Consider the following 12,229-nt stretch of genomic DNA (forward strand, 5'->3'; position numbering starts at 1 on the left):
CGCTTCCGCCTTGACCTTCCCACGATTGGAAGCTCGATACTCGTGGTGTGAGGGAGTACCGCGACCTGTCTGCCATCCGTCGATGTCGCGCATCCCAGCCAGACCGGAGTGTTCCAGCATGTCCACCGAATCATCCACGCAAGCCGCCCGCACCGCCGAATTCGCGGTCAGCGGCATGACCTGCGCCTCGTGCGTGATGCGGGTCGAAAAGGTCCTGAGACGCGTGCCCGGCGTCGAGAGCGTCGCGGTCAATCTCGCCACCGAGAAGGCCACCGTCCACGCCAGCGCCGCCGTCAGCGACGATCAGCTCGTCGCCGCGGTCGCGAAGGCCGGCTATGAGGCCGCACTCGTTGTGCCCGAGGCGCCGGCGGCCGTGGCCGTGGACGCCGGTGTCGATCGCGAACTCATCGCCGTGCTGGCTGCCGCGCTCATCACCCTGCCGCTGCTCGCGCCCATGTTTGGCCTCGAACTCGATCCCTGGCTTCAGCTGGCGCTCGCGAGCGTCGTGCAGTTCGGCTTCGGCGCGCGTTTCTATGTGGGCGGCTCTCGCGCGGTGCGGGCGTTTGCCGGCAACATGGATCTGCTCGTCGCGCTCGGCACATCGGCGGCATGGGGGCTGTCCGTCTATCAGATGCTCGCGCACGGCGGCATGGGCGCGCATCTGTTCTTCGAGGCATCGGCGGTCGTGATTACGCTGGTGCGCTTCGGCAAGTGGCTGGAAACGCGCGCACGGCGCCAGACCAGCGCCGCGATCCGCGCGCTCAACGCCCTGCGCCCCGCCACTGCGCGCGTGCGCGACCGCGACGACCCGGCGCGCGAACGCGACGTGCCGCTGGCGGACGTGCGCATCGGCGACATCGTGGTCGTGCGGCCGGGCGAGCGCGTGCCGGTGGACGGCATCGTGCGCGCAGGCCGCACGCACATCGACGAATCGCTGATCACGGGCGAAAGCCTGCCCGTCGCAAAGGAAAGCGGCGCGCGCACGACCGGCGGCTCGGTCAACGGCGAAGGTGCGATCGAGATCGAAACCACGGCGATCGGCACGGAAACGACGCTCGCGCGCATCATCCGGCTGGTCGAATCCGCCCAGGCCGACAAGGCGCCGATCCAGCGGCTGGTCGATCGCGTGGCCGCGGTCTTCGTTCCGGCGATCCTGGCGATCGCCCTCGTCACGCTGGCCGGCTGGCTGTGGCACGGCGCCGGCGTGGAAACAGCGCTGCTGGACGCGGTCGCGGTCCTCGTGATCGCCTGCCCGTGCGCGCTCGGCCTCGCGACGCCCACCGCGATCATGGCCGGCACCGGCGTCGCCGCGCGCCAGGGCATCCTGATCAAGGACGCACAGGCGCTCGAACAGGCGCATGCCATCGCCATCGTCGCGTTCGACAAGACCGGCACGCTGACCGTCGGCCGTCCGACGCTCGTCGAATTCGAGGCGGCTCCCGGACACACGCGGGAAGAAGCGCTCGCGCTGGCGGCCGCCGTGCAGCGTTCGAGCGAGCATCCGCTTGCCAAGGCCGTCGTGGCCGCCGCACTGGACGATCCGGACGCGCCGCGCTTCGAGGCGAGCGCGGCGCGCGCGGTCGCCGGGCGCGGCGTCGAGGCGAGTGTGAACGACAGACGCATCGCCATCGGCAGCGGGCGCTGGGTCACGGAACTGGGGGCGGACGTGCCGCCTTCGCTCAGGGAACGCGCGCAGGCGCTCGAAGCGCGCGGCAACACGGTGTCATGGCTGATCGAGGAGACCCAGGCGCGGCACGAGGTGCTCGCACTGCTCGCCTTCGGCGACACCGTCAAGCCGACGGCCCGCGCGGCCATCGAACGGCTGGCGGCGATGGGCGTGCAAAGCGCGCTCATCACCGGCGACAACGCAGGCAGCGCGCACGCCGTGGCGCGTGCGCTCGGCATTCCGGCGGAGCGCGTGTTCGCTCAGACCCTGCCCGACGACAAGGCGCGCGTCGTCGGGCAATTGCGGGCATCGGCGCAAGGCATCGTGGCGATGGCCGGCGACGGCATCAACGACGCCCCCGCGCTCGCCGCCGCCGATGTCGGCATCGCCATGGCGAGCGGCACCGACGTCGCGATGGAAGCCGCCGGCATCACGCTGATGCGCGGCGACCCGGCGCTGGTCGCCGATGCCATCGACATCTCGCGGCGCACCTATCGGAAGATCCAGCAGAACCTGTTCTGGGCGTTCGTCTATAACCTGATCGGCATTCCGCTGGCGGCGTTCGGTCTGCTCGATCCGATGTTCGCGGGCGCGGCCATGGCGTTCTCGAGTGTGAGCGTCGTGACCAACGCGCTGTTGCTGCGCAACTGGCGCGCTCAGGCCGGCGCGGTGGACGAAGCGCGCGCCGGCAAGCCGATCACGCGTCCGGCATGACGCGCGTGCTCCGGCGCGACGGTCGGCTCGGCGGCAATGCGCGCGGCGACGTCCGCATCGAACGAAGCCGACTTCGGCGCGCCGCCGGTATCGATGTGCATCAGCATCTGCTCGCACGCCGATACCGGTTCGACTGAATCGCCCTCGAACATCTCCAGGTAGAGATGGACGCGCTTGCGGTCATGCGCGAGCACCCGCACCTCGACCCGCACCGCCGCGCCTTCCTTGATTTCCCGCAGATAGCTGACGTGCGCTTCCAGCGTGTACAAGGTGCGCTGGCGCGCGCGGCGGCCGGCGTCGTCGAGACCGATGCGGTCCATGAAGGCATCGGTCGCGAGGCTATAGATCAGCATGTAGAAGGCGTCGCGCAGATGGCCGTTGTAATCGACCCATTCGGCCTTCACGGTGTCGCGGTAGATCATCGTCGCTCCTTCAGTCCTCGATGCCATGCCGCGCCTTCGCCGCCGCAATCGCTTCGATCACGCTCGAAATGCAATCGTCGCGATACCGCTCCAGCGCCTTGATGTCGCGCCCGCCGGTTTGCCGCGACGTGCCGTCGACCACGCGGTCGATCAGTTCGTCGGTCAGTTGCGGCGCCACCAGCCTGGTCCACGGCAGTTCCAGCGCGGGGCCGAACTGCTGCATGAAGTGTCGCATGCCCGCCTCGCCGCCCGCCAGCGTGTAGGTCAGGAACGTGCCCATGAACGACCAGCGGATGCCCGCGCCGTAACGGATGGCGTCGTCGATTTCCCCGGTGGTCGCGACGCCGTCGTTCACGAGATGCAGCGCCTCGCGCCACAGCGCCTCCAGCAGCCGGTCCGCGATGAAGCCCGGCACTTCCTTGCGCACCCGCAAGGGCCGCATGCCAATAAACGCGTAGAAGCTCATCGCTGCATCGATCGCCTCGCCCGAGGTCTTGTCGCCGCCGAGCACTTCGACGAGCGGCAGCAGATACACCGGATTGAACGGATGCCCGACCACGCAGCGTTCGGGATGCAGGGCGCGCGCATAGAAGTCGCTCGGCAGCAGGCCCGAAGTGGAAGAAGCGATGAGCGCGTCCGGCCTGGCCGCGCGGCTCACGCGCTCATGCAACGCGAGCTTCAGTTCCTCGCGCTCCGGTGCGCTTTCCTGGATGAAGTCCGCCTGGGCCACGCACTCCTCGACCGTCGCGACCACGCGCAGGCGTTCCGGCGATGCCCCCGCCGCCAGTCCGGCGCGCTCCAGCGCGGGCCACGCGTTGGCGACGTTCGCGCGCAGTTGCGCTTCGGCGCCGGGCGCCGGATCCCATGCGGTGACGTCGAGCCCTGCTCCGAGCGCACGCGCCACCCAGCCGCTGCCGATCACACCCGCGCCGAGCGCGGCGAATTGCTTGACTTGCATGTTGATGAGGTCCGTTTGAGTTCGAGCGAGTGAAGTTCAGGCCAATTGTTCGAGCGCGCGCTTGTCGAGCGGACGTTCGCCGCGCGCGGGCAGTCCCAGCTTCCTGCGGCCTTCGGCGGGCGTGAGCGTGCGCGCTCCCAGCCGCTCGATGATCTCGATCGCGCGCTGCACCAGTGTGCCGTTGGTCGCGTGGACGCCGCGATCGAGCCACAGGTTGTCTTCGAGCCCGACACGCACGTGGCCGCCGAGCAGCATCGCCTGGGCGACCATCGGCATCTGCATGCGGCCGATGCCGAAGCCTGCCCAGTGCGCGCCGGGCGGCAGGTTGTCGACCATCGCCTTCATCGTGCCGGTGTCGGGCGGCGCGCCCCACGGAATGCCCATGCACAGCTGGAAGAGCGGCGGGTCATCGAGCAGACCTTCCTTCAGCAGCTGGTTGGCGAACCACAGATGCCCCGTATCGAAGATCTCCAGTTCCGGCTTCACGCCGAGTTCCTGGATGCGTTTCGCGCCGGCGCGCAACTGGGCGGGCGTCGAGACGTAGACGTAGTCGCCGTCGCCGAAGTTGAGCGTGCCGCAGTCCAGCGTGCAGATTTCGGGCAGCAGCTCTTCGACGTGCGCGAGACGCGTCAGCCCGCCGACGAGATCCGTGCCACGCCCGAAGCGCATCGGCTCTTCGCCGGGGCCGATCTCGAGATCGCCGCCCATGCCCGCCGTCAGATTGATGATGACGTCCACATCCGACGAACGAATGCGGTCGACGACTTCCCGGTACAGCGCCGGATCGCGGCTGCCTCTGCCCGTCTTCGGATCGCGCACGTGACAATGCGCGACGGTTGCGCCCGCGCGCGCGGCTTCGATTGCCGCTTCGGCGATCTGCTTCGGCGTGACGGGAATGGCGGGATGCCTGGCCGTGGTGTCGCCGGCGCCGGTGACCGCGCAGGTCACGATGACTTCGTAGTTCATGGATATTCCGTTCCAGAAGACTGTTAGGGTTCCTGCTTTCCCTGCTCGCCCGAAGGTCCGGAAGAACTTCAGGCGCACTGCTCAGCTTGTCAAAGCCCCAGGTACTGTTTCACCGCGGGCAAGCCGTCCTTGCCGTCGACCGTCTTCACGCCGGCCAGCCACGCATCCAGCACCTGCGGATTGCTCTTCAGATACGCCTTCGCCGCCTCCTGCGGGCGCTCCTTGTTCATCACGGGCTGCATCAGGCGGTTTTCCAGATCGGTCGTGAAGCGCAGGTTCGACACCAGCTTCCCGGCATTCGGACAGCGCGACAGGAAGTCGGTGTTGGTCAGCGTGTAGACGCGCGCCTCGCCATAGTTCGGGCCGAATACGTCATCGCCGCCCGAGAGGTAGTCGAGCTTCATCTGGATGTTCATGGGGTGAGGTTCCCACCCCAGAAATACAACCGGCTTCTTGTCGCGAATGGCGCGCTCGACCGTCACCAGCATGCCCGCTTCACTCGACTCCACCAGCTTGAAGCCACCGAGCCCGAACTGGTTCGAATCGATCATCTTCTGGATTTTCGCGTTGGCGCTGCTGCCCGGCTCGATGCCATAGATCTTGCCGCCAAGCTCGTCGCGATGCTTCGCGATATCGGCGAAGGTCTTGATGCCCGCGTCGTAGGCATAGGCCGGCACGGCGAGCGTCGCCTTCGCGCCGGAGAGATTCGGCGGATCGAGCTTCTGGATGCTCTTCGATTCGAGATACGGTTCGACGGCCTTCTGTTGCACCGGCCACCAGTAGCCGAGCGAGACATCGATCTGCTTGCTCTTGAGGCCGGCCAGCGAGATCGGGACTGAGGCGACCGTGGTCTTCGGCGCATAGCCGAGTCCTTCGAACACGACCGACGCGAGCGCGGTGGTCGACGTGATGTCGGTCCAGCCGATATCGACGAAACGCACGGTCTTGCAACTGGCATCTTCCGCACGCGCGTCCTGCGTCAGGGCGAACGCCACGCCCGCGGCGCAGGTTCCGGCCATCAGCAGCTGGGAAATCAGGCGATGTCTCATTGGCGTTCTTCCGTGGTGGGTTGTCTCGATGAACCGGTTCGGGGCGCCGGCATGGATACGAAAGTATCGCCGCATAAAAGTGCGCGAACGTCCGCCGGCGACGGCGACTTGCCTGCTTGCGACGTTGTGTCGAAAATCAACCGCTCGTGCGGCAGCGGGCGCCACGTCAAAAAGTTTTTCGTTGCGTGCCTTGATGTTGGCTGGCAGTTATCTTGCTCATGACAGGCGGACGATGTTAAGGAAACCGTTGCGTCGGGAATGTCGCGAGTGTGTCATTTCGCGACGCGACCACTCATGAATATGAAATGCGCGCGAGCAAGAGTAACCTTCGTTGACGGCGGCAGACTTTGTGGGTGTTCGAACATTGCCGTGCCTTCCGGACGAGTAATCTGCGTTTGAGGGATCGACGCCGGGCGTCGACACAGACGCATAAAAGGGGAAAAAGAGAGATTTCCCGTCTGTGTTCGAGTACCCAGGCGCTTAAAGCCATGCAGTCCAATTACAGGTGCATAAAAATGGACCGACAGGACGCTATCCGAGAGCGTGCGCGCAGCTACGCGCGCGAGCCATTGTTTGAACCCGCCTTCGAGCAGATCAGCGCTTCACGCATGACAGCCTTCACGGAAGGCTTCGAAAAAATCATCGGCGAGCATTTCGGCAGTTATGCCGGATTGCATGCTTTTGCGTGCCGTGAATATCGGCAGTTCTGGAAATACTTTCTCGATTCGGCTGAAGGACTTGAATGGTCCGGATCGGATGAACCGGTTTGTATTGGCACGCAATGCGAAACAGCGCGATTCTTTCCGAATGTCGAATTGAATTACGCCGAGAATCTGCTAGGCAGGCGCATCGCGCCCGACGACACTCCCGCACTTACCTCCCGTTATGCCGATGGCCGCCGCATCACCTACACCCGTGGCGAACTGCGCGAACGCGTCATGCGGCTTGCACATGCACTGAGTGAACTCGGTCTCAAGCCGGGCGACCGCGTGGCCGCGATCATGCGCAACGACGGCGACGCGATCACCGTCGCGCTGGCGGTGACGGCGCTGGGCGCCACGCTCTCCACGGCCGCGCCGGAAAACGGCGTGCAGGCAATCCTCGACCGCTTCGCGCCGCTCACACCGAAGATGTTGTTCGCGCACACCACGCAACGGCCTTTCGACACCGGCGGCTCGATCTCGGGTCACATCGCGGCTGTCGCGATGCAGTTGGGATCGCTCACGGATATCGTCTGTCTCGACGAAACCGAATTGCCCAGCTCCGTGACAGTGCGTCAGCACGAAATGCGTGCATTGATCCTGCACGGCAATGCCTTGCGTTTCGACTGGAAGCGTTTCGAATTCAATCACCCGTTGTTCATCATGTTTTCGTCGGGCACCACCGGCAAGCCGAAATGCATCGTGCACGGCGCGGGCGGCACGCTCCTCGAGCATGTGAAGGAACACCGGCTGCACTGCAACTTCGGTCCCGGCGACAAGCTGTTCTTCCACACCAGCTGTTCGTGGATGATGTGGAACTGGCAATTGTCCGCGCTGGCATCGGGCGTGGAGATCGTCACCTATGACGGCCCTGTGGCCGCGGTGGATACGCTCTGGCGGCTCATTGCGAACGAACGCGCGACGGTCTTCGGCACGAGTCCCGCGTATCTCAAGATGAGCGAGGACGCCGGTCTCGAACCCGGCGCGCAATTCGACCTTTCGGCGCTGCGCGCAGTGTTGTCAACGGGCGCCGTGCTCTACGACGCGCAATTCCACTGGGTCCGCGACCGCGTGAAACCCTTGCAGCTGCAATCGATCTCCGGCGGCACGGACATCATCGGCTGCTTCGTGCTGGGCAATCCGAACCTGCCGGTGTATGCGGGCGAGGCCCAGTGCCGCAGCCTTGGCCTCGACGTGCAGGCGTTCGACCAGGGCGCGAGCACCATCATGCCGGGCGAACTGGTCTGCACCAATCCGTTTCCTTCACGGCCACTTGCTTTCTTCGGCGATACCGACGGCACGCGCTTTCATCAAGCCTACTTCGCGGCAAACGAAGGCATGTGGACGCATGGCGACGTAATCGAGTTCTCGCCGCAAGGCTCGGCGCGCATGCATGGCCGCAGCGACGGCGTGCTCAACGTGCGCGGCATCAACGTGAGCCCGGGCGAGATCTACCGCATCCTGAGCGGCATCGCGGACGTTTGCCAGGCGATGGCCGTGCCGCAGACGGACACCAATGCGGGCGATGCGGGCCAGCGCATCGTGCTGCTGCTCGTGCTGCGCCCCGGCGCGCAGATGAACGCGGCGCTCGCCGCGCGCATCCGCCGCGAGCTGAAACGCCAGGGCAGCGCAGCGCTGGTGCCCGACGTGATCGTTCAGGTTGACGCGCTGCCGGTCACGCACAACGGCAAACCGTCCGAGGCTGCGGCCCGCGATGCGGTGAACGGCCTGCCGGCGCGCAATGTCTCGTCGCTGGCGAATCCGGATTGTCTCGAACGGATTCGCGAACACCCGTCCCTTTCGCGCGTGAAGAGCGCGTTGCCGGCGCCGGGCGAATCTGTCGCGCAACTCGAGGCTTATCTGTGCGCGCTGTGGGAGCAGTGTTTCAGCTTCTCGCCGATCGGCCGCGACGACAATTTCTTCGACCTCGGCGGGCACTCGCTGCTGGCGGCGCGCATGCTCGCCGACGTGCAGCGCACCACGGGCCGCGCGCTGACGCTCTCGACGATGATCGTCGCGCCGACCATCGCGCGTCTCGCGGCCGTGCTCGCCGCGGGTTCGGCATCGCAGACCACGGGCTCGACCGTGGTGCAGATGCGCGCGGGCACGGGCCGCCCGCTCTTCATGGCGCACAGCATCACCGGCTCGGTGATGGAGTGCCTGACGCTCGCGGGCATGCTGGAAAACGAGCGGCCCGTGTACGGCCTGCAGGCGCTCGGACTCGACGGCGATGAAGCACCGCAGCACAGCGTCGAGAAAATGGCCGAGGGCTACGTGCGGCGCATGCGCGAAGTACAGCCGCAAGGGCCGTATGCGATCGCCGGCTATTCGTTCGGCGGGCTGATCGCGTTCGAGATTGCGCAGCAGCTCGTGGCGGCGGGCGAGCGCATCGAGATGCTGTGCCTGCTCGATACCTACGTGCACGAACACTGCCTGCCGTTCCCGCAATGGACACGCTTCCAGGCGGACGTGATCGCCGATCGCCTGCGTGAATTCCGCTCGCTCGATACGCGGGCACGACTCGGCTACGTGCGCACCAAGGCGGGCGCGTTCGCGGACCGCGTGCGCATGCGCCTGGGGCATCAGGCCCACAAGGCCGCGCCCGACGCGCAGGGCCTGCCGCCCGCGCTGATGCGCGTGCGCGAGTCGATGCGCGTCGCCATGACGACCTACACGCCGCGTCATTACCAGGGCGGCCCGATCGTCTATGTACGCGCCACGGTTCTGGAGACGATGCGCGGCGATCCGCTGCCGGTATGGCAACGCGTCGCGAAGAATGGCTTGCAGGTGATGAAGGTCGAGGGCAGGCACACCGATCTGGTGGTCGAACCGCAACTCGCGACGGTCGCGCAGACGCTGACGCACGCACTCTCGCGCGTCTGACTGAGCAACGCGCATCATGATCCGGCGCGCTCTACGGGGCGCGCCGGATTGCGCATGCATTTTGCTCTTGCTACGGTGAACGGCCTACCTTCATCGAACCTCCGATGCCCGCTCCACAAGACATCCACTTTCTTCTGCTGCCCGAGTTCTCGTCGATCGGGTTCATGTCGGCGATCGAGCCATTACGGGTCGCCAACCGCTTCGCGGGCGATCTGTACCGCTGGCATATCCTCTCCGCCGACGGCGGCCCTGTGGCCGCGAGCAACGGCATCACGGTGAATGCAGAAGCCGCGTTCAATGACGTCGCCGACGCACGCACGGTGTTCGTCGTGTCGGGTTTCGAGCCTCTCGCGGGCTTCACGCGCGAACTCGCCGACTGGCTCAAGCGGCTGGACCGTGCCGGCGCGACGCTCGGCGGCATCGATACCGGCAGCTTCATCCTCGCGCGCTGCGGCCTGCTCGCGGGCAAGCGCGCGACGTTGCACTGGGAAGCCGCGGCGGCATTCGCGGAACAGTATCCCGAGATCGAGACAAGCCAGGAACTCTTCGAAATCGATACGCGCCGCATCACGTGCGCGGGCGGCACCGCTTCCATCGACATGATGCTCGACCTGATCGGCCGCGAACATGGCGCGGGCCTCGCAGCCCAGGTGTCCGAGCAGTTCGTGCTGGGCCGCATCCGGCAACGATCGGATCATCAGCGCCTGCAACTCGCCGCGCGCTACGGCATTCACAATCGCAAGCTGATTCAGGTGATCGGCGTAATGGAACAGAACATGGAGGAGCCGCTTCCGCCCGATGCGCTCGCCGCGTCCGTCGGCGTCACGCGGCGGCAGCTGGAACGCCTGTTCTGCGCGGCATTGCAGGACACGCCGACGCACTTCTATCTCGGCCTGCGCCTCGCTCGCGCCCGCGAACTGCTGCAGCAGACCGACATGTCGATCCTGGCGGTCTGCGTGGCGTGCGGCTTCGAATCGCCGTCGCATTTCTCGCGCACGTATCGCGCGCGTTTCAACACGAGCCCACGCCAGGACCGCAGCGCATTGCGCAACGCCGGTCCCGCGCGGCTTGCCGCGGCCTAGAACGAGTGACGCATGCCGATGCGCACGTCAGACTGCGTGTTCGTCGACGACGGCGTGAAGCTGTAGCCGATGACAGCGTCGATCGGACCGGAGGCGCGCAGATAGTCGCCAGAGATATAGACGTCGGTGCGCTTCGAGAGCAGGTAGTGCAGGCCGAGCGATCCCTGATTCCAGTGATTGCCTTCGAAGCGCGTGTGCTGATAGCCGCCGTACAGCGCGAGGTCGGGCCTGAAGTTATACGATGCGCCGCCCTCGTACACCTGCATGTGCGAAGTCTGGCCTAGACCCTTGATGGTCGTGTACGTGAAGTTACCCGACAGCATCAGGTTGCCGAGCGTCCAGGCTGCGCCCACCGCGAACGCGCCTTGCTTGTCGACGGGAAAGGAGTTCGCGCTGTAGAGGTCGGTGACGGCGCCCGTGGCGGGATCGACGGATACGGTCGGCTGGCCGAGGAACGTGCGCGCGCCGATCATCGCGTAGGGATCGAACGCATAGATGCCGTTAGGGTTGTTGAGCTGCGTGTACGCGGCGCCCACGTTGAAGGTGTTCGCGGCATAGTGCGCGCCGACGCTCCACGCGCTGTTCTGATGGAAGTTGCCCGACACGTTGCCGAACGAATACATGCCACCGAACGTGAAGCCGCCGATGTTGTTCGACAGGAACTTGACCGAGTTGGGCAAGCGGTCGCCGTTCATGCGGTCGAAGTCGCCTTGATGGATCGCGTAGCCGCTGGCCCACGCCGAAATGTTGTAGAGATAGACGAACTCCTCGGTCATGTCGAGCTGATTGCCTAGCGAGACCGTGCCCCACTGGTTCTTGAGGCCTACGTACGCCTGGCGTCCGAACTCCGCGCCGCCGAATGCATAGCGGCCCGTGCCGAGACGAAAGCCCGATTCGAGCACGAAGATGGCTTGCAGTCCGCCGCCGAGATCCTCGACGCCGCGAAAACCGAGACGGTTGCCATAGGAGACGCCGTCATCGAACTTGACGACATGCGCGCCGCCACTGTTGTTCACCCACGTGACGCCTGCATCGAGGATGCCGTACAGCGTGACGCTGCTTTGTGCGTGCGCCAGCGCCGGAGCGAGACTCGCGCCTGCTGCGACGGCAAGGCTCGCGAGCCGCGCTGCGCGTGCGGTAGGTGTCGTGCGGGTTGCGGCATGTCGCTTTCTCATCGTGCTCGTCCTCTTCTTGTCGTGATCGGTTTCGTTGGAATGAGCGATGCCCTGCCTTCACGCATTGCGTGATGACACATCGCCTGACCTGCCGGGAACTGCGGAGACTGCCGCTGACGCGCCTGAGTGGCTATGCGGCGAAACGGATCGTCTCGCCGGTGTTGTAAAAATAAGGTTCCATATAAAGGAAGGCTCGACCGATTGCGACGCAAATCTGTCTCTCTGCGACGGATACGTTTCGCACCGGGATGAATTCGCGCTTACTTCACGCCGAGCGCGGTGTGCACCGCTTCACTCTGCCCGTCACGGCATGCACGAAACGGGGGTTCGCATTGCGGTCACGTTGCCGCGTCCGTGTCGACGCCCGAAGCCAGATTGATCGCGGCTCGCTCCGACCGCAAACTCGCATCACCCACCGTACAGCGGGCCGGAGATCCTGATGAGCGCGCTTTAAGGTTACAGCCAAGACCCGCCTTACATGGTGCGCGATCCCGGGAATCCGCACCGCCCTTCTCTTTGAAGGCTGGTCACCTTCCCTTAACCATCATGCTCGTGAATCGGTAGTACCTCAACGCGCCGCTCTAAGACGTGACCAGAGCAAAGCGATTTCTTT

General features: G+C 65.5%; 8 protein-coding genes. 3 read left to right on the plus strand and 5 right to left on the minus strand.

Annotated features, from left to right (window positions below):
• The first annotated feature begins 118 nt into the window (after positions 1–118).
• A complete protein-coding gene (locus tag QCE69_RS34385; protein WP_409021256.1) occupies positions 119–2,380 on the plus strand; it encodes a heavy metal translocating P-type ATPase in 2,262 nt (753 codons plus the stop codon).
• Here QCE69_RS34385 and QCE69_RS34390 read toward each other — a convergent pair.
• The 4 genes from QCE69_RS34390 to QCE69_RS34405 form a co-directional block, all read right to left on the minus strand.
• Positions 2,323–2,802 (minus strand): thioesterase family protein, encoded by a 480-nt coding sequence (locus QCE69_RS34390; protein ID WP_309935364.1) that lies wholly within the window; start codon positions 2,800–2,802, stop codon positions 2,323–2,325. The two genes, QCE69_RS34385 and QCE69_RS34390, sit on opposite strands and share 58 nt — an antisense overlap.
• 10 nt (positions 2,803–2,812) lie before the next feature.
• Positions 2,813–3,760: an L-carnitine dehydrogenase gene (locus QCE69_RS34395; RefSeq protein ID WP_309935365.1), complete on the minus strand. Its 948-nt coding sequence runs from the start codon at positions 3,758–3,760 to the stop codon at positions 2,813–2,815.
• Positions 3,761–3,796: 36 nt separating this feature from the next.
• Entirely contained in the window at positions 3,797–4,726 is a 930-nt protein-coding gene (locus tag QCE69_RS34400) for a 3-keto-5-aminohexanoate cleavage protein (RefSeq protein WP_309935368.1), read from the minus strand.
• Positions 4,727–4,815: 89 nt separating this feature from the next.
• Complete coding sequence (locus QCE69_RS34405) at positions 4,816–5,775, minus strand: choline ABC transporter substrate-binding protein (RefSeq protein ID WP_309927376.1); 960 nt, start codon at positions 5,773–5,775, stop codon at positions 4,816–4,818.
• A gap of 515 nt (positions 5,776–6,290) precedes the next feature.
• On the opposite strand from QCE69_RS34405, the gene QCE69_RS34410 reads away from it, so the two are divergent.
• Entirely contained in the window at positions 6,291–9,359 is a 3,069-nt protein-coding gene (locus QCE69_RS34410; protein ID WP_309935369.1) for an acetoacetate--CoA ligase, read from the plus strand.
• A gap of 104 nt (positions 9,360–9,463) precedes the next feature.
• The gene (locus QCE69_RS34415) at positions 9,464–10,441 is read left to right on the plus strand and encodes a GlxA family transcriptional regulator (protein WP_309935371.1); all 978 of its coding nucleotides are present in this window, start codon (positions 9,464–9,466) and stop codon (positions 10,439–10,441) included.
• Here QCE69_RS34415 and QCE69_RS34420 read toward each other — a convergent pair.
• On the minus strand, positions 10,438–11,616 hold the full coding sequence (locus QCE69_RS34420; RefSeq protein WP_309927382.1) for a porin: 1,179 nt from the start codon (positions 11,614–11,616) through the stop codon (positions 10,438–10,440). The genes QCE69_RS34415 and QCE69_RS34420 overlap by 4 nt on opposite strands.
• Between the last annotated feature and the right edge of the window lie 613 nt (positions 11,617–12,229).

Source organism: Caballeronia sp. LZ032 (assembly GCF_031451315.1).
In the GTDB taxonomy this organism is placed as follows: Bacteria; Pseudomonadota; Gammaproteobacteria; order Burkholderiales; family Burkholderiaceae; genus Caballeronia.